The 21,827-nt window shown below is 61.7% G+C and carries 24 protein-coding genes and 1 pseudogene; 18 read left to right on the top strand and 7 right to left on the bottom strand.

The annotated features are described in order from the left end of the window. Nucleotides 1-32: 32 nt before the first annotated feature. The 3 genes from NKI70_RS03675 to NKI70_RS03665 all read right to left on the bottom strand — a co-directional run bounded on the left by NKI70_RS03675 (nt 33) and on the right by NKI70_RS03665 (nt 2,845). Complete coding sequence (locus NKI70_RS03675; RefSeq protein WP_352724295.1) at nt 33-848, bottom strand: oxidoreductase; 816 nt, start codon at nt 846-848, stop codon at nt 33-35. A gap of 66 nt (nt 849-914) precedes the next feature. Then, nucleotides 915-2,219 (bottom strand): beta-ketoacyl-ACP synthase II, encoded by a 1,305-nt coding sequence (fabF, locus tag NKI70_RS03670; RefSeq protein ID WP_352724293.1) that lies wholly within the window; start codon nt 2,217-2,219, stop codon nt 915-917. Nucleotides 2,220-2,266: 47 nt separating this feature from the next. Next, a complete protein-coding gene (locus NKI70_RS03665; RefSeq protein ID WP_352724292.1) occupies nt 2,267-2,845 on the bottom strand; it encodes a TetR/AcrR family transcriptional regulator in 579 nt (192 codons plus the stop codon). A gap of 79 nt (nt 2,846-2,924) precedes the next feature. On the opposite strand from NKI70_RS03665, the gene NKI70_RS03660 reads away from it, so the two are divergent. Further along, nucleotides 2,925-3,287 carry a hypothetical protein gene (locus NKI70_RS03660; RefSeq protein WP_352724291.1) on the top strand — a complete coding sequence of 121 codons (363 nt, stop codon included), beginning with the start codon at nt 2,925-2,927 and terminating at the stop codon, nt 3,285-3,287. A 111-nt stretch (nt 3,288-3,398) separates the two neighbouring features. Next, the gene (locus NKI70_RS03655) at nt 3,399-3,857 is read left to right on the top strand and encodes a nuclear transport factor 2 family protein (protein WP_352724290.1); all 459 of its coding nucleotides are present in this window, start codon (nt 3,399-3,401) and stop codon (nt 3,855-3,857) included. A gap of 203 nt (nt 3,858-4,060) precedes the next feature. Here the strand turns inward: NKI70_RS03655 and NKI70_RS03650 are convergent, their stop codons facing one another. Beyond that, entirely contained in the window at nt 4,061-5,020 is a 960-nt protein-coding gene (locus tag NKI70_RS03650) for a LysR family transcriptional regulator (RefSeq protein WP_352724289.1), read from the bottom strand. Between the two features lie 123 nt (nt 5,021-5,143). Here NKI70_RS03650 and NKI70_RS03645 point away from each other — a divergent pair, with 123 nt between their 5' ends. From NKI70_RS03645 to gph, 10 genes and pseudogenes are all read left to right on the top strand, one after another. Then, a complete protein-coding gene (locus tag NKI70_RS03645) occupies nt 5,144-6,190 on the top strand; it encodes a class 1 fructose-bisphosphatase (protein ID WP_352724288.1) in 1,047 nt (348 codons plus the stop codon). A 5-nt stretch (nt 6,191-6,195) separates the two neighbouring features. Further along, nucleotides 6,196-7,068: a phosphoribulokinase gene (locus tag NKI70_RS03640; protein ID WP_023678839.1), complete on the top strand. Its 873-nt coding sequence runs from the start codon at nt 6,196-6,198 to the stop codon at nt 7,066-7,068. Between the two features lie 10 nt (nt 7,069-7,078). Then, entirely contained in the window at nt 7,079-9,100 is a 2,022-nt protein-coding gene (gene tkt / locus NKI70_RS03635; RefSeq protein ID WP_352724287.1) for a transketolase, read from the top strand. Between the two features lie 12 nt (nt 9,101-9,112). Further along, entirely contained in the window at nt 9,113-10,192 is a 1,080-nt protein-coding gene (gene fba, locus NKI70_RS03630) for a class II fructose-bisphosphate aldolase (protein ID WP_352724286.1), read from the top strand. A 21-nt stretch (nt 10,193-10,213) separates the two neighbouring features. Next, nucleotides 10,214-11,707: a ribulose-bisphosphate carboxylase large subunit gene (locus NKI70_RS03625; RefSeq protein WP_502898912.1), complete on the top strand. Its 1,494-nt coding sequence runs from the start codon at nt 10,214-10,216 to the stop codon at nt 11,705-11,707. 18 nt (nt 11,708-11,725) lie between these two features. Beyond that, nucleotides 11,726-12,160, top strand: coding sequence for a ribulose bisphosphate carboxylase small subunit (locus tag NKI70_RS03620; RefSeq protein WP_023678835.1), 435 nt, complete (start codon nt 11,726-11,728; stop codon nt 12,158-12,160). A 7-nt stretch (nt 12,161-12,167) separates the two neighbouring features. Continuing rightward, entirely contained in the window at nt 12,168-13,106 is a 939-nt protein-coding gene (gene cbbX, locus NKI70_RS03615) for a CbbX protein (RefSeq protein WP_023678834.1), read from the top strand. A gap of 62 nt (nt 13,107-13,168) precedes the next feature. Next, nucleotides 13,169-13,856: pseudogene (gene rpe / locus NKI70_RS03610) on the top strand (ribulose-phosphate 3-epimerase). Between the two features lie 21 nt (nt 13,857-13,877). After that, nucleotides 13,878-14,435, top strand: a complete 558-nt coding sequence (locus tag NKI70_RS03605) for a thioredoxin family protein (RefSeq protein WP_352724285.1) — start codon at nt 13,878-13,880, stop codon at nt 14,433-14,435. Continuing rightward, complete coding sequence (gph, locus tag NKI70_RS03600; RefSeq protein ID WP_352724284.1) at nt 14,432-15,133, top strand: phosphoglycolate phosphatase; 702 nt, start codon at nt 14,432-14,434, stop codon at nt 15,131-15,133. The genes NKI70_RS03605 and gph overlap by 4 nt, the downstream gene beginning before the upstream one ends. A gap of 61 nt (nt 15,134-15,194) precedes the next feature. On the opposite strand, the gene NKI70_RS03595 is transcribed toward gph, so the two are convergent. Then, nucleotides 15,195-15,575 (bottom strand): c-type cytochrome, encoded by a 381-nt coding sequence (locus NKI70_RS03595; protein WP_352450669.1) that lies wholly within the window; start codon nt 15,573-15,575, stop codon nt 15,195-15,197. Between the two features lie 363 nt (nt 15,576-15,938). On the opposite strand from NKI70_RS03595, the gene NKI70_RS03590 reads away from it, so the two are divergent. The 5 genes from NKI70_RS03590 to NKI70_RS03570 are packed head-to-tail and all read left to right on the top strand — an operon-like array spanning nt 15,939 to nt 18,680. Further along, a complete protein-coding gene (locus tag NKI70_RS03590) occupies nt 15,939-16,148 on the top strand; it encodes a hypothetical protein (protein ID WP_023678830.1) in 210 nt (69 codons plus the stop codon). A 43-nt stretch (nt 16,149-16,191) separates the two neighbouring features. Beyond that, complete coding sequence (locus NKI70_RS03585) at nt 16,192-17,178, top strand: ABC transporter substrate-binding protein (protein WP_352724283.1); 987 nt, start codon at nt 16,192-16,194, stop codon at nt 17,176-17,178. After that, on the top strand, nt 17,175-17,972 hold the full coding sequence (locus tag NKI70_RS03580; protein WP_352724282.1) for an ABC transporter permease: 798 nt from the start codon (nt 17,175-17,177) through the stop codon (nt 17,970-17,972). Before NKI70_RS03585 ends, NKI70_RS03580 begins: the two co-directional genes overlap by 4 nt. Continuing rightward, a complete protein-coding gene (locus tag NKI70_RS03575; protein WP_352724315.1) occupies nt 17,941-18,468 on the top strand; it encodes an ATP-binding cassette domain-containing protein in 528 nt (175 codons plus the stop codon). The genes NKI70_RS03580 and NKI70_RS03575 overlap by 32 nt, the downstream gene beginning before the upstream one ends. Before the next feature lie 32 nt (nt 18,469-18,500). Further along, nucleotides 18,501-18,680 (top strand): hypothetical protein, encoded by a 180-nt coding sequence (locus NKI70_RS03570; RefSeq protein WP_352724281.1) that lies wholly within the window; start codon nt 18,501-18,503, stop codon nt 18,678-18,680. A 102-nt stretch (nt 18,681-18,782) separates the two neighbouring features. Here the strand turns inward: NKI70_RS03570 and NKI70_RS03565 are convergent, their stop codons facing one another. Continuing rightward, nucleotides 18,783-19,136: a hypothetical protein gene (locus tag NKI70_RS03565; protein ID WP_502898914.1), complete on the bottom strand. Its 354-nt coding sequence runs from the start codon at nt 19,134-19,136 to the stop codon at nt 18,783-18,785. Nucleotides 19,137-19,498: 362 nt separating this feature from the next. After that, nucleotides 19,499-19,759 (bottom strand): hypothetical protein, encoded by a 261-nt coding sequence (locus NKI70_RS03560; protein ID WP_352724279.1) that lies wholly within the window; start codon nt 19,757-19,759, stop codon nt 19,499-19,501. A gap of 48 nt (nt 19,760-19,807) precedes the next feature. On the opposite strand from NKI70_RS03560, the gene NKI70_RS03555 reads away from it, so the two are divergent. After that, on the top strand, nt 19,808-21,709 hold the full coding sequence (locus tag NKI70_RS03555; protein ID WP_352724278.1) for a methanol/ethanol family PQQ-dependent dehydrogenase: 1,902 nt from the start codon (nt 19,808-19,810) through the stop codon (nt 21,707-21,709). Nucleotides 21,710-21,827 lie beyond the last annotated feature (118 nt).

Raw genomic sequence — 21,827 nt, 5'->3', positions numbered from 1 at the left:
CGACCGAAACAGGAATATCATTGTTGTCGACCTCAGACCGGCAGTCCGTTCTGCTTTCGCAGGCTCTTGTCGAAAGCGGATGCGGGGACGAAACGGCGCAGGAAACTGACCTGGCGCGCCATTTTTCCAGCCGCATACCGCCTCTTCGGAGCGGGATCGGTCGCAGCCGCCAAAACGGTCCTGGCCACCACTTCCGGCGCATCGCCTTTTTCCATCGCTTTCCGCACAGCTGCATTCATGCCGGCGCGCGCAGAGTCATAGATGTCAAGCAACTGATCCGGCCTGGCGAGATTTTCTTCAAATGAGGTGCGGGTATAGGCGGGCTCCACCAACACGACGCGAATTCCGAAAGTACGCAGTTCGTGGTCGAGCGATTCGGAGTAGCCCTCCACGGCATGCTTGGTCGACGAATAAAGCGCGAAATAGGGAGCTGGAATGAACCCCTGCACCGAGCTCAAATTGACGATTCTGCCCTTGCCTTGGCGGCGCATTGTCGGCAACACCGCTTTGGTTACTCGCATAACGCCAAAGACGTTCACGTCAAACAACGACTTGGCCTGGGCCATCGAGGACTCCTCCGCGCCACCAAGCAGGCCAACGCCGGCATTATTGACAAGCAGGTCGATGCGCCCGGTCTCGGCCAGCACGTCCTGGACAAGTTTCGCCACGGACGTGTCATCGGTCACGTCACAGGCCAGCATGGTAACCCCATCGGATCGGTCGACGACGGCGCGACGGCTGGTTCCGAACACGCGAAAGCCCGCGTTCTGCAGGGCTTTGGCCGTTGTGTGCCCGATACCGCTGGATGCCCCCGTCACCAGGGCGACGCCTAGATTGGTCTTGTTCATGGAGGTCACTTCTTTCTTCGTTTTGGATTGGCGTGGGAGAAGCACGACAGGTCGGAGCGAAAGGCGTCAATCATGAGCGCCTCCGGTACTCGCGCCGGCCAGATCATCCGTCCAGCGCCGGAACAGCGCGCTGGCATTAACGCCTCCGAAGCCGAAGCCATTGGAGATTGCATAGCCCATCGCCATCGGCCGGGCCCGGTTTGCGACGAAGTCGATCCCGTCGCCGGCCGGATCGGGAGCGCTCAGATTGAGGGTCGGCGGTGCCATCTGATCCCTGAGTGCCAGGATTGCGAAGATTGCTCCGAGCCCGCCGGCGGCTCCGAGCAGGTGTCCGGTCGCCGATTTCGTTGCACTGACAGCTATCGCGAAATCGCGCCCGAACACGCTCTTGATCGCTTCGATCTCACCCAGGTCGCCCACCGGCGTGGAGGTCGCATGGGCATTGAGATGACGAACCTCGCGGGGCGAAATCCCTGCTTGGGCGATTGCGATCTCCATGGCCCGGCGCGCACCGTCGCCGTCCTCGGGACCGGAGGTGACGTGATGAGCATCCGCCGTCGTGCCGTAGCCGACAAGCTCGGCCAGCGGTCTTGCGCCGCGCGCCAGCGCGTGGCTCAAGTCCTCGATGACCAGCATGCCGGCTCCTTCGCCCATGACGAAGCCGTCCCGCGACTTGTCGAACGGTCGGGAGGCCTCATCAGGACGGTGATTAAAGGACGTCGAAAGAGAGCGTGCCGCGGCAAACCCACCGAGGCTGACAAGATTCATGCATGCTTCCGTCCCGCCGCACACGGCAATATCGGCCTCGTTGGCGCGGATTAGGCGAGCCGCATCGCCGATCGCCTGAATGCCGGCCGCGCACGCCGTCACGGGTGCACCGAGCGGACCTTTGAAGCCATAGCGGATCGAGACGTGGCCTGCCGCGAGGTTCACCAGGAAGGACGGCACCGTAAAAGGTGATAGACGGCGGACGCCGCGCCGGTCGACCGTGCGCACCGCCTCGGTTATGGCCGGGAACCCGCCGACGCCCGAGGCGATGATCGTGGCCGTGCGCAAGCGATCCGCTTCCGAGACGGGGGCCCATCTTGCTTGGGCGAGCGCCTCTTGTGCCGCGGCCAGCGCAAAGAGAATGAACCGGTCTACCTTGCGCTGATCCTTCGGCGGAAGGATGGCTTCCGGATCGAAACCAGCGTCCGGATCTTCTTCTGTGGAGGGCACCACCCCGCCGACCTTCGCCGGCAGGTCGCACACCACATCATCCGCAAGCCTCCGGATGCCCGAGCGGCCGGCCAGGAGACGCGACCAGGACGTTTCAACATCGGCAGCAAGGGGCGTAACCGCTCCCATGCCCGTAACAACAATCCGTCGCATCTATTTTCCTGTCAGTTTGGGCGCGCCGCAGGCGCTGCGCACGCCATTCAAGCGCCGGCTGCTTCGCGAACCTGTTCTGTCGCCGCATCCAGAAATGCCTGCGCGAGGTCGGGGTCGTTGACGACGCGCGAAAGGAGCACCGCACCGACCATTGTCGAGAGAATGGCCATGGCCTTGTCGCCGGGCCGCTCGCCGTCGGCCTCGCCAACCCAACTACCAAACATCTCAAGATATTCCCTGATCCCGGCTTCGAACGACGCTCTCACGTCCACGCCCTGTCTGGCGGCATCCGAACCGAGCGCCACGATCGGGCAGCCGTCCATCCTTTCTTCGCGATGGTCCATGCTGAGGTAGAACGCGATCACCGCGCCAAGCGGATCATCAGGGTTTGCCGCAGTCGCGGCCGACCATCGACGGGTGGCGCTCTCCATCGCCCGCCTGGACGCCTGCGCCGCCAGGTCGTCCTTGGATGCGAACTGCTTGTAAAACGCGCCTTGGGTCAGTCCGGCACCCTTCATCAGATCCTTAAGGCCGATACCATCAAAGCCGCGCTCCCGAAAAAGGCGGCTTGCCACGTTGATTACGGTTTCTCGGTTTTCCGCGGCCTGGGTACGACTTACGCGCATTGTTGACCTCTTTTTTAGATTGCGTTCGTAATCTATAGCCTATATAGAGTTCGAACGCAATCTAAAAAGGAGATGCGAAATGATCCGCAAAACCCTGAGCGCATCGCTCCTGGCCGCGCTGTTTCTTGCGACCCCGGCTTTTGCCGAGGAAGCCACCATCGGACGCCCGATCGAGGGCGGCAGCCTGCACGAGGGACACCTTGACATGGTTGTCTACTACGTCCCGGTCGACGGCGGCCTCCTGGAGGTCACCGCCACCTTCGCGCCGAAGACCGGGGGCGATCCGCTGCGCGTCGTCATGGGCCTCGCCGACGACGACTCCGTGGCATTTTCCATGCCGGGCCACCAGGACTCGCTCTACGCGTTCTCAAGGTCCGGGGATGAGGTGACGGTCTCGACCGAGACTGACATGCATCTGCGAGCCGACGCGACAATACGCTGAGCCGAAGTGCAGACCGCAGCCGGCGTGCTGCTGGCCGTGGGCTCTCGCGTCCGCTCGGCTCGCCACATGGTGCCTCGATCACGCGATCGAATAAGTTTGGGGAGAGGTCAAATGCTATACAGCTATTTTGTCGAGAAATCGGTCCGAGAGAGCTTCGACCACGTCAACAACCATCGCTGGGATGAGGCGGTGAAGGCACTCGCGCTGCATGTCCATCACCGCGTTTCCGGCGCCCACGCACTTGGTGGTGAGCGCCGCGACAAAGAAGCCATGCGCCGCTGGTTTGAGCGCCTCGGCCGCGACCTGCCCAATCTCCATCTCACGGTCAACCACATCTGGGTGAAGGGCTGGCCGTGGCATACCACCGTGTTTGCCCAGTGGGACGGTACCGCAACGCTGCTCAATGGCGACGCGTCGTACGTCAACCGTGGTCTCCACGTGTTCACCCTGCGGTGGGGCAGAGTCTATGCACTTGAGGAATTTTACGATTCACAAGCAGCGGCCCGCGGTCTTGCCGCCCAAGCGGCAGCTGGCCTCGAAGAAGCTGTCGCCGAACCAATTGTAGGCTAGCAGACGCTCAATCAAAGCCCACCGTTCCGTGAACGCGGGCCGCTACCCCATGGCCCAGCGCTTGGAGGGCGGTCGACTCGGCTCCGCAAATGCGTTGCCACCAGCAGTGCCTCCCGATCCTCGGCTCTCGGTCAGGAGTTCAAAGCCGATCAGCCGCCGATGGACGCCTTCGTCTATCTGAAGCGTTTGCTTGGGGCAGTGCGCTAACTCGCGCGACCTCCAGTGTTCGGTTCCTCGTGCGGATAGAGCTTGCCGAACAGGGGCAGGTACATCGCGCCCTTGCGCATCAGAAAATCGTGGAATGTCGCCATGGCCGGCGAGATCGCGTGATCGCTGCGCATCACCGAAAACCATTGCCGGCGGATCGGCATGCCGACAACGTCGAGGATAACCAGCCGGCCGGCTTCGGTTTCGGCAGCGATGGTGTGGGCAGAGATGAACGCGATGCCGAGCCCGGCCATCACTGCCTGCTTGATGGTCTCGTTCGAGCCCATCTCGACGCCGAGATCGTCGATGCGGCCGGGCACGTCGCTCAGGAATATTTCCAGTGAGATGCGCGTTCCGGAGCCGGGCTCGCGAATGAGGAAATGCTCATCGGCGATCCGCTCCTTGGAAATGTCGTGTGCCGACGCCAGCGGGTGGTCGGGCGGTGCGATGATGACCAGCGGGTGATCGCCGAAGACCGAAGCACGCACCGGGACTTCCTTCGCCGGGCGTCCCATCAGCGCGATATCGATGTCGTGGTTCTTCAGATTGTCGATCGTCTCGGCGCGGTTGCCGATGGCAAGCCGCATGTCGATGTCGGGATGTTCCTTCATGAAGGCAGCCATCAGCCGCGGTGCGAAATATTTGGCCGTGGAAACGACGCCGAGCCGCAAGCTTCCGGCGCGCACGCCCTTGATTGCATCCATCTTGTCTTCCAGCAGACGAAGCCGCTCCTCGATGGCCTGTGCGGTCTCGACGAAGGCCAGACCTGCGGCAGTGGGACGCATGCCGTCCGACGTCCGGTCGAACAAGGCCAGTTGGAAATCCTCCTCCACCTGCCGCAACTGGATCGTCACCGCTGGAGGAGACAGGCCTAACACCTTGGCCGCGCTGACGATTTTTCCGTGGGCGACGATTGCTTGAACGGTCTTGAATTGCTTAAGCGTGAGGTTTCTCATATGGCATACTAAATTTTTTTTACTGCCTGAGTAAAGTTATTGAATTTTACTTATCCAGCATCGTTTGTTCTCCTTTCCCAATCCGGCCGACCCGAGGAGAGGCGGCTGGATCGGGAGGTTACGATGCCAGCGGCAACGCTCGACGCTTTTCTGAACTCCTATCTTGGCGAGCCGGACGAACTGCGCTCCGCGGTCGTAGCGACCATCCGTCAGCTGACGCAGGCGGCCACCACGATCCGCAACACCATCAATCAAGGGGTGCTCGGCACGGCCTTTGCCGGAACCCGCGGCGCCAATGCTGACGGCGACATCCAGAAGGATCTCGATGTCTTCGCCGATGACATCTTCCTCGACGCCATGCGCCACGCTCCGGTCGCGCTCTACGCTTCCGAGGAACTGGAGCAGCCGGTGCTGCTCGACAGGCAAGCGCCTCTTGCCATCGCCATCGACCCACTCGACGGCTCTTCCAACATCGACACCAACGTGTCGATCGGAACGGTCTTCTCGCTCCTCCCTGCAATTGGTGCGCCGGATGGGAATCCGGCCGCCTCGTTTTTGCAGGCAGGCGTGAACCAGCTGGGCGCCGGTTTCTTCATCTACGGGCCGCAGCTGGCGCTGGTTCTGTCGCTCGGCAGCGGCACCCATGTCTTCGTTCTCTCGACCAGGCTCGGCACCTTCGTCCAGGCCTACGAGAGCCGGATCATCCCCCAGCGAACCCAGGAGTTCGCCATCAACGCCGCCAACTACCGGCATTGGGACGAGGCGGTGCGGCTCTACATCGACGACTGCCTCGAAGGTACCGAAGGCCCACGTGAGAAGGACTTCAACATGCGCTGGATCGCCTCCCTGGTTGCGGACTGCTACCGCATATTGATGCGCGGCGGCGTATTCCTGTATCCAGGCGACAAGCGCAAGACTTACCGCCAGGGGCGACTGCGCCTCGTCTATGAGGCAAACCCGATCGCCTATCTCGTCGAACAGGCGGGCGGTGCCGCCACCGATACGATCACCCGCATCCTCGAAATCGAACCAGAGAACCTTCACCAGCGCGTGCCCATGGTTTTCGGATCGGCGCGGGAAGTCGCGCGCATCACCCGCTACCACACCGAGCCGAGCGCCATCGGCGAGCGCGCGCCGCTGTTCAGCCGCCGCGGCCTTTTCAGGGCCTGAATACCATGTCGGCAAAGCACCCCATCATTACCATCACCGGGTCGTCGGGCGCAGGCACTACCTCTGTCAAGCGCATCTTCGAGCTGATCTTCCGGCGCGAGAACATCGGGGCCGCCTTCATCGAAGGCGATGCTTTCCATCGCTACGACCGCGCCACGATGAAGGCGAAAGTGGCCGAGGAGGAAAAGGCGGGCAATCCGAACTTCACCCACTTCCACGCCGAGGCCAATGAACTGGCAATCCTCGAAGAGGTATTCGAGGAATATGGCCGCCGGGGAACCGGAAAGACCCGCACATACATCCATGATGAGGATGAGGAGAAGCAGTACGGCACGCCGCCGGGACATTTCACCGAATGGCGCGAATTTCCCCCGAGCGACCTGCTCTTCTACGAGGGCCTGCATGGCTGCGTCGTCACCGACAAGATCAACCTGGCCAGGCACGCGGATCTCAAGATCGGCGTGGTGCCGGTCATAAATCTCGAATGGATCCAGAAGATCCATCGCGACCGCGCAACGCGCGGCTATTCCACCGAGGCAGTGATGGACGTGATCCTGCGTCGCATGCCGGACTATGTCCGCTACATCGTCCCGCAGTTTTCGCAGACCGCCATCAACTTCCAGCGCGTGCCGATCGTCGACACGTCCAATCCATTCATCGCGCGCTGGATTCCGACGCCCGACGAATCGATGCTGGTTATCCGCTTCGCCAATCCCCGCGGCATCGATTTCCCCTACCTGCTTTCGATGATCCACGACTCGTTCATGTCGCGGCCGAATTCCATAGTGGTGCCCGGCAACAAGCTCGACCTTGCCATGCAGCTGATCCTGACGCCGCTCATCCTGCAATTGATCGAACGCAAGAACCGTGTGTCGTGAGGAGGACGCCATGAACAGCCAAGCAGCAGCACTGAAGCCCGTCGCCGCCGTCTCGGAACGGGACATGGCCAACGCCATTCGCGCACTGGCGATGGACAGCGTCCAAAAGGCCAATTCCGGTCATCCGGGCATGCCGATGGGCATGGCCGATGTCGCAACGGTGCTGTTCAGCCGCTTCATCAATATCGATCCGTCGGCCCCCAACTGGCCCGATCGTGACCGCTTCGTGCTTTCGGCCGGGCACGGCTCCATGCTGCAATATGCGCTGCATTACCTGCTCGGCTACGAAGACATGCCGATCGAGCAATTGCAGCGGTTTCGCCAGCTGGGCAGCCGCACCGCCGGACATCCCGAATATGGCCATGCGCTTGGCATCGAGACGACGACCGGCCCGCTTGGACAAGGCATTTCCACCGCTGTCGGCATGGCGCTGGCGGAGCGCATGCTTGCGGCCCGCCACGGCGCCGATCTCGTCGACCATTTCACCTACGCGATCGCCGGCGACGGCTGCCTGCAGGAAGGCATCAGCCACGAGGCGATCGATCTTGCCGGTCACCTGAAGCTCTCCCGGCTGATCGTCTTTTGGGACGACAATGCGATCTCGATCGACGGGCCCACTTCCCTGTCGACATCGATGGACCAGCCGGAGCGGTTCAAAGCCGCTGGATGGCATGTCCAGTCGGTGAACGGCCACGACACCGAAAACGTTGCGGCGGCAATCGAAGCGGCGCAGCAATCGGACCGGCCGTCTCTGATCGCCTGCCGCACGGTGATCGGCAAGGGAGCGCCCAATCTGGGCGGTTCGGAAAAGACGCATGGCGCGCCGCTGGGCGATGCGGAGATCGCCGCGACGCGCGAAAACATCGGCTGGGCCTTCGCGCCGTTCGAGGTGCCGGACGATATCCTTTTCGCCTGGCGCGAGATTGCCGGCCGCGGTCAAGCGGCACGCCGCGCCTGGGAGCAGCGGCTTGCCGCCTCACCACGGCGGCAGGCCTTCGAGAGCGCGGTCGCCGGCGCCCTGCCCGACGCGGTCTTCGAAGCACTCGGCGCTTTCCGCAAGGAGCATGTCGGGAAGGCGACCAAGGTTGCAACGCGAAAAGCCTCGGAAATGGCACTCGCTGCGATCAATGGCGCAACCGAACTGACCGTCGGCGGCTCCGCCGATCTGACGCATTCGAACCTGACGATCACCAAGGGTATGAACCGCATCGCGCCGGGCGACTACGCCGGCCGCTACATCCACTATGGAATCCGCGAGCACGGCATGGCCGCAGCCATGAACGGCATCGCACTGCATGGCGGCTTCGTGCCTTATGGCGGCACGTTCCTGTGCTTCGCCGACTACGCGCGCGGCGCGATGCGGCTCTCGGCGCTCATGGGCCAGCGCGTCATCTATGTGATGACGCATGATTCCATTGGTCTCGGCGAGGACGGCCCGACCCACCAGCCGGTCGAGCACCTGGCGATGCTGCGGGCGACGCCAAACCTCAACGTCTTCCGTCCGGCCGACATCATCGAAACGGCGGAGTGCTGGGAACTGGCGCTGAGAAGCGAGAAGCGGCCGAGCGTGCTGGTGCTCTCGCGCCAGAACCTGCCGATGCTGCGCCAAGCACCTAGCGGCGAGCCACACAGCGACGAGAACCGGTCGAGCCGGGGCGCCTACATCCTGCGCCAGCCAGCCGGGCACCGCGCGGTGACGCTGATCGCCACCGGCTCGGAGGTCGAGATCGCGGTTGCCGCCGCCGAACGGCTGGAGACCGAGCACGGCGTCGCCGCCGCGGTTGTCTCGATGCCGTGCTGGGAGCTTTTCGAGGAGCAGGACGCCGGCACCCGCAAGGCCGTCCTCGGCTCGGCGCCGCGCATCGCCATCGAAGCCGCAGCACGGCTCGGCTGGGACCGCTGGATCGGCGACACCGGCACTTTCGTCGGCATGGCCGGTTTCGGCGCCAGCGCCCCTGCCCCGGACCTTTACCGGCATTTCGACATCACGCCCGAAGCCGTCGCGGCAGCGGCGCTGAAGCTCATCATCTAGGAGAAACCGACAATGGCCCGCATCACCCTTCGCCAACTTCTCGACCATGCCGCCGAGCACGGCTACGGGGTGCCGGCATTCAACATCAACAACATGGAACAGGGCCTCGCCATCATGGAGGCCGCCAGGGCCTGCGATGCGCCGGTTATCATCCAGGCCTCACGCGGCGCCCGTTCCTATGCCAATGACATCATGCTGGCCAAAATGATGGAGGCGTTGACCGAAATCCATCCGGCCATTCCGCTCTGCATCCATCAGGATCACGGCAACAACGAAGCCACCTGCCTGTCGGCGATCCGCCACGGCTTCACCTCGGTGATGATGGACGGATCATTGATGGCGGATGCCAAGACACCGGCGAGCTACGATTACAACGTCGCCATCACCGAACGTGTCGTACGCATGGCGCATTGGGTCGGCGCTTCGGTCGAAGGCGAGCTCGGCGTGCTCGGCTCGCTGGAGACCGGCCAGGGCGAGGCCGAGGACGGGCACGGCGCCGAAGGTGCGCTTTCCCATGACCAGCTTTTGACCGATCCCGATCAGGCGGTCGACTTCGTGACCGCCACCCGGGTCGACGCACTGGCGATCGCCTGCGGTACCTCCCACGGCGCCTATAAATTCAGCCGCAAGCCTGACGGCGGCATCCTGGCCATGCAGGTGATCGAGGCGATTCACGAAAAGCTGCCCAATACGCATCTGGTCATGCACGGGTCTTCCTCCGTGCCGCAGGAACTGCAGGACATCATCAACAACTATGGCGGCGAGATGCCCCAGACCTTTGGCGTCCCGGTCGAGGAAATCGAGCGCGGCATCCGCTACGGCGTGCGCAAGGTCAACATCGACACCGATTGCCGAATGGCCATGGCCGGGCAGTTCCGCCGCGTTGCGACGGAGGACCCGCGCGAATTCGATCCGCGTAAATTCCTGAAACCCGCCATGGACGCCCTGCGCGACCTTTGCCGCGATCGCTTCGAACGCTTCGGCACCGCAGGCCACGCGTCGAAGATCAGGGTGATCGCCATGGATGAGATGGCGAAACGTTACGCCGCAGGAAAGCTCGACCCCCAAATCGCAACCGCGAAAGCCGCCTGAGCGGCAAACAGGAGACCTGCCATGAACAAGATCGACATGCCCTCAGCAGGCACGCTCAAGGAAGGCAAGGAACGCTACAGGTCGGGCGTCATCCCCTACAAGAAGATGGGCTACTGGGAGCCGGACTACCGGCCCAAGGAGACCGACCTGATCGCCATGTTTCGGATCACGCCGCAGCCCGGCGTCGACCACGAGGAGGCGGCCGCCGCCATCGCCGGTGAATCCTCTACCGCGACATGGACCGTGGTGTGGACCGACAGGCTGACCGCCTGCGAGCTCTACCGCGCCAAGGCATTCAAATCCGAGCCGGTGCCGAACACAGGTCCAGGCACCAGGATCGAGCAACAGTACTTCGCCTGTATCGCCTACGACCTCGACCTGTTCGAGCCCGGCTCCATCGCCAATCTGACTGCATCGATCATCGGCAACGTGTTCGGCTTCAAGGCCGTCAAGGCCTTGCGGCTCGAGGACATGCGCATTCCGGTGGCTTACCTCAAGACCTTCCAGGGCCCGGCGACCGGCATCGTGGTGGAACGCGAGCGGCTCGACAAGTTCGGCCGGCCGCTGCTCGGCGCGACGACGAAGCCGAAGCTTGGCCTGTCCGGCCGCAACTACGGCCGCGTCGTCTACGAGGCGCTGAAGGGTGGCCTCGACTTCGTCAAGGACGACGAGAACATCAACTCACAGCCCTTCATGCATTGGCGCGACCGTTTCCTCTACTGCATGGAGGCAGTGAACAAGGCGTCGGCCGCCACCGGCGAAGTCAAGGGCCATTATCTCAACGTCACCGCCGGCACGATGGAGGACATGTACGAACGCGCCGAATTTGCAAAACAGCTTGGCTCCTGCATCGTCATGATCGACCTCGTCATTGGCTACACGGCGATCCAGTCGATGGCCAAGTGGGCACGCCGCAACGACATGATCCTGCACCTGCACCGGGCCGGCAACTCGACCTATTCGCGCCAGAAGAACCACGGCATGAATTTTCGCGTCATCTGCAAATGGATGCGGATGGCCGGCGTCGATCACATCCATGCCGGCACGGTGGTCGGCAAGCTGGAAGGCGACCCGCTTATGATCAAGGGGTTTTATGACACGCTGCGCGAGGAGCGCACGCCGCAGAACCTCGAAACCGGGCTGTTCTTCGATCAGGACTGGGCCTCGCTCAACAAGGTGATGCCCGTCGCCTCCGGTGGCATCCATGCCGGCCAGATGCACCAGTTGATCCATTATCTCGGCGAGGACGTCATCCTGCAGTTCGGCGGCGGCACGATCGGCCATCCGGACGGCATCCAGGCCGGCGCGACGGCCAATCGCGTCGCGTTGGAGGCGATGATCCTCGCCCGCAACGAGGGCCGCGACTATCTGCGCGAAGGAACCAAAATCCTCGAACAGGCGGCCAGATGGTGCACGCCGCTCAAGGCGGCCCTGGAGACGTGGAAGGACGTCACCTTCAACTACGAATCGACCGACACGGCCGACTTTGTGCCAACCGCAACGCCGAGCTTCTAGACGAAAGGAACCGTCGCCATGATGACCAATCCCGGAAACAAGGTCACGCAGGGACAGTTTTCGTTCCTGCCCGAGCTAACCGATGAGCAGATTTCGGCGCAGATCAAATACGCACTGAAAAACCACTGGGCGGTCAGCGTCGAGTACACGGACGATCCACATCCGCGAAACACCTATTGGGAAATGTACGGCAACCCGATGTTCGACCTGAGGGACCCGGCGGGCATCCTGCTTGAAGTCAACAATTGCCGGAAAGCTATGCCCAACATGTATGTCCGGGTCACCGCCTTCGATTCGACCAAGGGCTGGGAAGCACCGCGCATGTCATTCATCGTCAACCGGCCACCCAATGAACCCGGGTTCCGGCTGCTGCGCCAAGAGCGTGACGGCCGCAGTCAGGGCTATTCGATCGTGCCTTATGCGACCGACAGGCCCGAAGGCGAACGGAGCTAGGCGAACCATGCTGGACGCGATAGCAAAGAGCGCTGCCGCGCAGGGCGAATCGGTTGATCTACAGGCCGAGTTCGAGGCGTCCAACATCGACGAGGTGATGGACAAGCTCGACCGCGAACTCGTCGGCCTGAAGCCCATCAAGAATCGCATCCGCGAGATCGCTGCGCTGCTCCTGGTCGACCGGCTTCGCCGCAAGTTCGGGCTGATCTCTGGCGCACCAACGCTGCACATGAACTTTACGGGAAATCCCGGTACCGGAAAGACCACCGTGGCGCTCAGAATGGCCGAAATCCTGCATCGTCTTGGCTATGTCCGCGAAGGGCACATGGTCGCGGTGACGCGCGACGATCTCGTCGGCCAGTATGTGGGCCACACCGCGCCCAAAACCCGCGAAGTGATCAAGCGCGCCATGGGCGGGGTGCTTTTCATCGACGAGGCCTACTATCTCTACAAGCCCGAGAACGAACGCGACTACGGCCAGGAATCGATCGAAATCCTGCTGCAATGCATGGAAAACAACCGTGACGATCTGGTTGTGATTCTTGCCGGCTACAAGGACAAGATGGACCGCTTCTTCGACAGCAATCCCGGCATGCGCTCGCGGATCGCCCATCACCTCGATTTTCCGGACTACGGCGTCAGCGAACTCAAATCAATCGCCGAGATCATGCTGGCGGAACAGAATTACCGTCTCAGCGAAGCGGCGGCCAAGGCGCTCGAAGAGTATCTCCCGATCCGCATGCGGCTGCCGCATTTCTCCAACGCCCGCTCCGTTCGCAATAGCCTCGACCGGGCGCGGCTTCGCCAGGCCAGCCGGCTTTTCGCATCGCGCGACCGGGCGTTGACGAAAATCGATCTTATCACCATCGAGGAATCCGATATTCGCGGCAGCCGCGTGTTCGCGGAAGGTAAGCTCGAAGGCGAACCGGAGACGAAGGCGCGCTGACAAGATGACGGCGGTTGGTGTGCAGCGACCGGAAACGGACGACAGAATGGGAGCCGACGACCATGGATACCAAGACAATCATCGCGCCCTCGGTGCTTTCCGCGGACTTCTCGCGGCTCGGCGACGAGGTCGAAGCGGTCGTCCGGGCGGGTGCCGATTGGATCCATCTCGATGTGATGGATGGCCATTTCGTGCCCAACATCACCTTCGGTCCGCCGGTGGTCAAGGCGATCCGTAATCGAACGGACAAGGTCTTCGACTGTCACCTGATGATCGCGCCGGCCGACGCCTATCTCGGCGCCTTCGCCGATGCCGGCTGCGACATCATTACGGTGCATGCCGAGGCCGGACCGCATCTCGACCGTTCGCTGCAGGCAATCAGAAATCTCGGCAAGAAGGCCGGCGTGTCGCTGAACCCGTCAACGCCGGAAAGCGTCATCGAATATGTACTTGACCGGCTCGATCTGGTGCTTCTGATGACGGTCAATCCGGGCTTCGGCGGCCAGGCCTTCATTGCGGCGGTCGTCGACAAGGTCAGGCGGGTCAAGGCGCTGGTCGGCCATCGTCCGATCGACATCGAGATCGACGGCGGCGTCACCCCCGAAACCGCTCCGCTGGTCACCGCGGCCGGTGCCAGTGTGCTGGTCGCCGGCTCGGCCATCTTTAAGGGCGGCACCGAGGCTGCCCTATCGCGCCAATATCGGCACCATCAGGCAGGCGGCCGACGGGGCGATCCGGAAAGCGGCGTAAACCATTTCATCGGAGGAAATCTTGGCGGCAATCCCACCTGTCTGCGATTTCGGCTGGCGAGCCATCGACGCCGTTTTGCCCGGCGTCGACGGCACATCGCATTCGATCTTAAGCCACGCCGGCCCGAACGGGCTGGTGGTGGCCTTCATCTGCAATCACTGCCCCTATGTGAAGGCGGTGATTTCACGGATGGTGCGCGACGCCAATGACCTCAAGGCCGAAGGCATCGGCTTTGTCGCGATCAACTCCAACGATAGCGACGCCTATCCAGATGATTCCTTCGACAACATGAAGCTCCTTGCCAGGACGAACGGCTTCACTTTCCCCTATCTCCATGACGAGCACCAGACGGTGGCGCGCGCCTACGGAGCCGTTTGCACCCCGGATTTCTTCGGGCTCAACAGCGAGTTGACGCTGCAATATCGCGGCCGGCTTGACGCGTCGCGACGCGACGCCGAATCGCCCGGGCTGAGGCGCGACCTGTTCGAAGCGATGAAGCAGGTTGCCCGAACCGGCGACGGACCGCTTGACCAGATCGCTTCGATCGGCTGTTCGATCAAGTGGAAGGATGCTGCATGAACGTCGGCGCAGGCAGGCCGTTTCGCTCGCCCAAGGCGATCCTGTTCGATCTCGACGGCACACTGGTCGATTCGGCACCTGATATAGCGGCCGCCGTCAACGAATTGCTGGCCGGACGCGATCTGCCGCCGCTGCGGCTGGATCAGGTCAAGGCCATGATCGGCGGCGGCATCAGGAAACTGGTCGAACGAGCCTTCGCGGCTTCCGGCACGCCGCTCCTCGGCATCGCGCTCGATGAGGCCAACCGCGTCATGGCGCCGATCTACCGCAGGCATCTGACCGGCCGCACGAGGCTGATGCCTAGCGTCAGGGAGGTTCTCACGCACTTGCATTTGAGCGGAATAGCCATGGCCGTGGTGACCAACAAGCCGCAGCTGGCAGCTCGCGAAATCCTGCTGCATTTTCGGCTGACGGAATATCTCGGCGCGATCATCGGCGGAGACGCGGTGACATACTTGAAACCGGCGCCAGACGCGCTGTTGCTGGCGCTCGACCAGCTTCAGGTCGAACCTCGTGACACGCTGATGGTCGGAGACAGCAGCGCCGACGTGGCCGCCGCCCGCGCTGCCGGCATGGCCGTCATTCTGCTGCGTGGCGGATACAGCCAAATTCCCGTTGAAGAGCTTGGCGCCGACCTCGTTTGCGACAGCCTGTTCGATCTGCCGTCAGCGATGCAGAGGCTGCAAGACGCTGCGTGACCCCATGCGCAAAGCCGAGCCAACGCCGGCCGAGCGCAGTCCAACGGCCGGCGGTGCCGCGTTATTTTGAGAATTGCTTCAGATAAGCAATGACGTTGGCGATGTCCTCGTCTTTCTTGAGGCCGACAAACGCCATCTTGGTTCCTTTGACCATCGCCTTGGGATCGCGAAGGTAGGTCGTCAGCGTGGCCTCATCCCATTTGACGCCGGACTTGCCGGCCTCGGTCATGGCCTTGGAATAGCTGAACCCCGGATGCGTCCCGGCCGTTCGGCCGATGACGCCGTTCAAGGACGGACCGACCTTGTTCTGGTCCTTGTCTGCGACGTGGCAGACCTTGCATTTGGCGAAGACCTTCTCACCCGCCGCGGCATCCTGTGCCTGAGACTGGGTAGTGACAAAGGTGGCGACGGACACGGCGGCGAAAAATGCGACTGCGCGCATGGCATTTCCTCATTGATCGTGTGAGTGCCCGGGACACTTTACGCGTGTCGATGCCTTGATCGCCGGCATTCGTTTTAAAGCGGGAGAGCGAACTATTGTCCTTCCTCCCCGGACTGGCAGCACCTGCACGCCTCGAAAAGCTAGACTGCCGATGAAAGAAGTCAATCGTACAAAGGTCCTGTTTCGTTTCCCGACTGCGCGAACGGAAGTGTGTAGCGACACGCGGTCCACATCATTGACGCCTGTTGGCCGAACGCGTAGCCTCACTCCAACCGGTTTGCTGTTTGGGCACCTTCAGGAATCCGCGCAACTCCAAAGCACGAACTCTGGAGAGTTCGCCGCGCAGGCGACGATAAGTGCCAAATGGACATGGTCGATCTCATATTAACGGTGTGCCTTAGCGCCAATCCGGGCAATTGCCGAGATGAACATCTCTATTTCGAGAGCCGCGGCTCTCTGTTCCAATGCATGTTCCTGGCGCCCGCCGAGATCGCAAAATGGTCTCAGGAACATCCGAGTCTCAAGGTCGTGCGCTGGAAATGTGCCGTTCCGAGCAAGGAACGAGCGATTTGATCGACATTCCTGGTTCGTCGACGACCCTAAAAGAGGAGACGCCATGATGATTTCGCGGCGCACGACGCTGCGCTTGGCGGCTCTGAGGGCCATCCTCGCCTCAAAGCCGGTTGCCGTCTTTGCGGCCGCTAAGGTCCGAATTGGTGTCCTGAAGTTCGGCACCGTGAGCTGGGAACTCGATACGTTGAAACGCCACAAGCTCGACGAGGCCAACAGGATCGATCTGGAAATTGTCTACTTCGCCGGGGAGGATGCGACCAACGTCGCGCTGCTGGCCGGCGCGATCGACATGATCGTGACCGACTGGCTGTGGGTCTCGCGCCAGCGCTCCGAGGGCGGCGACCTTACATTGGCCCCTTATTCGACCGCCGTGGGAGCAATCATGGTGAAGGAGGAATCGCCGATCCGGACGCTCGCCGACCTCAAGGAAAAGAAAATCGGTGTCGCCGGCGGCCCGCTCGACAAGAGCTGGCTACTGGTCCAGGCGCTGGCCAGACGCGATCACGGCCTCGACCTGCCGACAGCCTGTGACGTCGTCTTTGGCGCGCCGCCGCTGATTTCTGAAAAGGCGATGCAAGGCGAACTCGATGCCGTGCTCAATTTCTGGCATTTCTGCGCCCGGCTCGAGGCCAATGGCTTTCGTCGGTTGATCGGTGCGGATGCCGCGACGAAAGCGCTTGGTGCCTCGGGCCCCGTGTCGGCACTCGGCTACGTCTTCCACGACCAATGGGCGAGCGACAATCCGGATGCCGCCCGGGGCTTCGTCAAGGCATCCATGCAGGCCAAGGACTTGCTGGCCAGATCCGATGATGAATGGCTGCGCCTGGCGCCACTCATTCGCGCAGAAGGCAAGGAGTTGGAAAAACTGCGCGACCGCTATCGCCAGGGCATCCCAAGACGGCCGGTCGCCGAAGAAGCGGCCGATGCGGGCAAACTCTATCACGTGCTGGCCGCGATAGGCGGCGAGAAGCTGGTTGGCAGGGCGCCCGAGATGGCGCCCGGCACGTTCTGGCCGGAACTCGCGAAATGACCGCAACGGAAGACAAGTCGGGTCGATCGGGCTTTGCGACGCCGCTGACGCCAGCGCTGACGGTAACGGTTTCCCTGATTGGACTTTGCCTGCTGTGGGGCCTCGCGGCTCATCTGTGGCAAAGCCGTGCTTTCCCCCCACCAGGGCAGGTCTGGCAGGTACTGCTCAGGGAAGCGGCGAGCGGTGACCTTTTTTATCATCTTGGCGCGACGCTCGGACGGGTTGCTGCGGCGTACGTCGTCGCAATGATTATCGGCTCGGTCATCGGCGTCATCCTCGGGAGCTACCGCGGTGCGGACCGGTTCTTCAGTCCATGGGTGGTCCTGTTTCTCAACATTCCCGCGCTGGTGGTCATCGTGCTCGCCTATATCTGGTTCGGCCTCAACGAGGCGGCGGCGATTGGCGCAGTTGCCGTGAACAAGATCCCGAATGTCGTGGTGACGATGCGCGAAGGCGCCAGGGCGTTTGATCCGCGTTATGCCGAAATGGCCGCCGTCTACCGCTTCGGCCCACTCGAGCGCATCCGCCATGTCCTGCTGCCGCAACTGCAGCCCTATTTTGCCGCGGCCTCGCGATCCGGCATCGCCCTCATATGGAAGATCGTCCTGGTGGTCGAACTGCTCGGCCGCTCCAATGGCGTCGGTTTCCAGATCTATCTCTATTTCCAGCTCTTCGACGTCGCCGCCATTCTCGCGTACACGCTGGCTTTCGTGGCGGTGATGCTTGTCATCGAACTTCTCCTGGTGCAGCCCATTGAACGACATGCAACCCGTTGGCGCCGCGGTCCCGCTTAGGGTCGACATCGCCGAAAAGACCTTCAGGTCCGCGCAAGGCGTGTCGATCACGGCGCTACAGGGTCTGTCCTTCGAGGTCCGGCCGGGCGAATTCGCTTGCCTGTTTGGGCCGTCGGGCTGCGGCAAGACCACGACGTTGCGCATCCTGCTTGGACTGGACAAAGACTTTTCCGGCTCTTTCCAACTGCCGCAAGGCGGCTCGAACCGCATCGCCGCCGTGTTCCAGGAGCCTACTTTGCTGCCATGGCGGACGGTGGAGCAGAATGTCAGGCTGGCGCTGCCGAAAAGCCTAAGAGCGAAGAGTCTCGACGAGCTGTTTGACACTCTCGGCCTCGCCGGCATGCGCTCGCTCTATCCGGCGGAGCTTTCGCTGGGCCTTGCGCGCAGGGCAGCGCTTGCCAGGGCCTTCGCCACCGAACCGGCGGTACTTTTCCTGGACGAACCCTTTGCCTCCCTCGACAACAGACCGCCGAGCGGCTTCGGCAATTGCTTTTGACCGTCTGGTCAGCGCGGCCTACGACCGCCTTGATGGTAACGCACAATCTGCGCGAGGCACTGATGCTGTCGGACCGCATCATCGTGCTTGAGCAGCGCCCAGCCCACGTGCTCGGCATGTTCGACGTAAGACTGCCGCGACAACATCTCAATCCACAGGTGATGAGCGACCTTTTGCGGTCATTCCAGCAAAAATTTCCGGGTGTGGCCTGATCGCCTTACGGCTCGAATGCGGATTGCAAGGTATTTCGCAGCCAATGGCCAATAGAAACGGCGAGACTGTGAGGCACCGCCACGCGCGCCTGTTTCGCCTGATTAAAAGCAACGTACGTCGGCTTCAGCCTGCGCGCGTTTCAGTTCCGTGCGCGCCGCCTTCGCTGGCGCGCTTTCGCGAAACAACCCTGCGGCCTCCCCTGTCGTCAGCGACATGCTTTTGAAGGTCTCCGCCCTCTCATAGTGATCGTAAGGAAGGATCGAGGCGATAACATCGATCGAGCAGGAACAGCTTTCAAGCGCCTGACGTGTCTGGCCATTTGTTTGCATGCAGCCGAGCACGTAGTCGGCAATCGTTGCCGTCGGGTAGTTTCCCGCGGCGTTGGCCGAGTTCGCAAAGGCCAGCGTGGTCGCAAAGGCCACCGGCAAGGTGAGAGATCCAACAGACCTTATCATGAGGAACCTCCAGTTGGCCTGGACACCATGCGTCCAGACGGGATCATCGCTCCAATTGGCGACGTGCCGCAAAGCCAGTCAAGCTCCCATGGCCTGCGTATAGGACCAAAGGAGGAATGCCCTATCGACCGACAAGAGCCAGCTTCATGACCCCCTGCGCACCCTCCTTCACGCGTTCATTTCATGCTTCGCTCACTATCGGCAGCCAGCGAGATGCACGCATACTTACTCCGAGGTGCCTCGTAGAATATATCGAAATAAAGTCAAATGTGTATCACCTTGAGAATACGGGAACAATATGTTTGCTATATATGTCGCAGCTGGCGGCCATCCTCTTATTAGTTTTTCACCCGATGCTTATTTTACTTGTTTCTAAATATTGCATCGCACCATAATCGATATTGCAGCGCAACGACGCATTGTAGGTTTTTGCTTGCCTGGCCTTTTACGATGACATAGCTTTTTCCTGTTTCCGGCTTCAAGAGCGCCACCGTCATCAGGGAGCGGCGGCAGTCTTTCGAAGACCAAGGGGGGCGGGCGGTAACGGTGCCCTCTGCTTCGGGGTAGGTCGTGACAGCTGCCGGAAAATAACTTCCCAACATGAATTGCTTGGGCAGGCCCATGTGGGGCTTGACGGTCGATTCTTCACTGTGAACCCGGGAGGATTTTGGATGCGTGTACTTGCGAAAACTACCTACATTCTGACGACCGCGGCGTTTTTATCGCTCGGCGCTGCCTATACGGCTTCGGCCAATGAAGACCTTGCAAAGCTCGCATCGGATGCGAAGAACTGGGCGATGCAGACGGGTGACTACGCCAACACCCGCTATTCCAAACTCAACCAGATCACTGCGGACAATGTGAAGAACCTGCAGGTCAAATGGAGCTTTTCCACCGGCGTGCTGCGTGGTCACGAAGGCGGGCCGCTGATCATCGGCGACGTGATGTATGTCCATACGCCTTTCCCAAACAACGTCTTTGCTCTCGACCTCAAGAATGACGGCAAGATCCTGTGGAAATACGAGCCCAAGCAGGACTCGAACGTCATTCCGATCATGTGCTGCGACACGGTCAATCGCGGTGTCGCCTATGGCGACGGCAAGATCATTCTCAACCAGGCCGACACCACCGTCGTCGCGCTCGATGCCAAGACCGGCAAGGTCGTCTGGTCTGTCAAGAACGGAGACCAGACCGACGGCGGAAAGGGCGAATCCGGCACGTCGGCACCCGTAGTCATCAAGGACAAGGTGCTCGTGGGCGTCTCCGGTGCTGAATTCGGTGTTCGCGGCTGGCTGGCCGCCTACAATCTGAAGGACGGCAAGCTCGCCTGGAAAGCCTATTCGGAAGGTCCTGATGCAGACACCCTTCTCGATCCCGAGAAGACGACTCATCTCGGCAAGCCTGTCGGAAAGGATTCCGGCACGAACACCTGGGAAGGCGAACAGTGGAAGACGGGCGGCGGCACGACATGGGGATGGTATTCCTATGATCCCAAGCTGAACCTGGTCTATTACGGCACTGGCAATCCCTCGACGTGGAATCCGGTCCAGCGCCCAGGCGATAATCGCTGGTCCATGACAATCATGGCTCGCGATGCGGATACCGGTGTTGCCAAATGGCTCTACCAGATGACCCCGCATGATGAGTGGGACTATGACGGCATCAACGAGATGATTCTCGTCGATGGCATGGAAGTCAACGGCACCAAGCACGACGTGCTGGTGCATTTCGACCGCAACGGCTTTGCCTACACAATGGATCGCGCCACCGGCGAACTTCTCGTCGCCAAAAAATACGATCCGGCAGTGAACTGGGCGACGGAAGTCAACATGGATCCCAAGAGCGACCAGTATGGCCGCCCGCAGGTCGTCGCCAAGTATTCGACCCAGCAGAACGGCGAAGACACCAACTCGACCGGTATCTGCCCGGCCGCGCTTGGAACCAAGGACCAGCAGCCGGCCGCCTACTCGCCGAAGACCGGGTTGTTCTACGTGCCGACCAACCATGTCTGCATGGACTATGAGCCTTACAAAGTGAGCTACACCGCCGGTCAGCCCTATGTGGGCGCCACCGTGTCGATGTATGCGGCGCCTGGCGGTGACGGTAACATGGGCAACTTCATTGCCTGGGATGCAGCCAAGGGTGAGATCGTCTGGTCGAAGCCCGAGCAGTTCTCGGTGTGGTCGGGCGCATTGGCGACAGACGGCGACGTCGTCTTCTACGGTACCCTCGAAGGCTACATCAAGGCGGTCGATAAGGACGGCAAGGAACTCTACAAGTTCAAGACCCCGTCCGGCATCATCGGCAACATCACGACCTACGAGCATGACGGCAAGCAGTACGTCGCCGTTCTGTCCGGCGTCGGTGGATGGGCCGGTATCGGTCTGGCAGGGGGGCTGCTTTCGCCCGATAACGCCGCTGCCTGGCATGGCGCCGTCGATCAGGGCCGTGCGCAGGGCGACGAGACCGCGGTCGTTGGAACCGCTGGTCTGGGTGCCGTCGGCGGTTACGCGGCACTTGCCGACTATACGACGCTGGGCGGCCAGCTCACCGTCTTCGGCCTCCCGGACTAATAACCGGGAAGAGCCTTACGACTAGGTTCGAAAACGAGAGCCCGGTCACCCGAAGCCGGGAACTGGGCTCTCGATTGCGCGCCCACCCGACACCGATTAATGCCGAGCACGACGGCAG

The sequence above is a fragment of the Mesorhizobium sp. M0500 genome (genome assembly GCF_040321165.1).
Taxonomy (GTDB): domain Bacteria; phylum Pseudomonadota; class Alphaproteobacteria; order Rhizobiales; family Rhizobiaceae; genus Mesorhizobium.
This window is presented reverse-complemented; position numbering and strand designations above follow the sequence as displayed.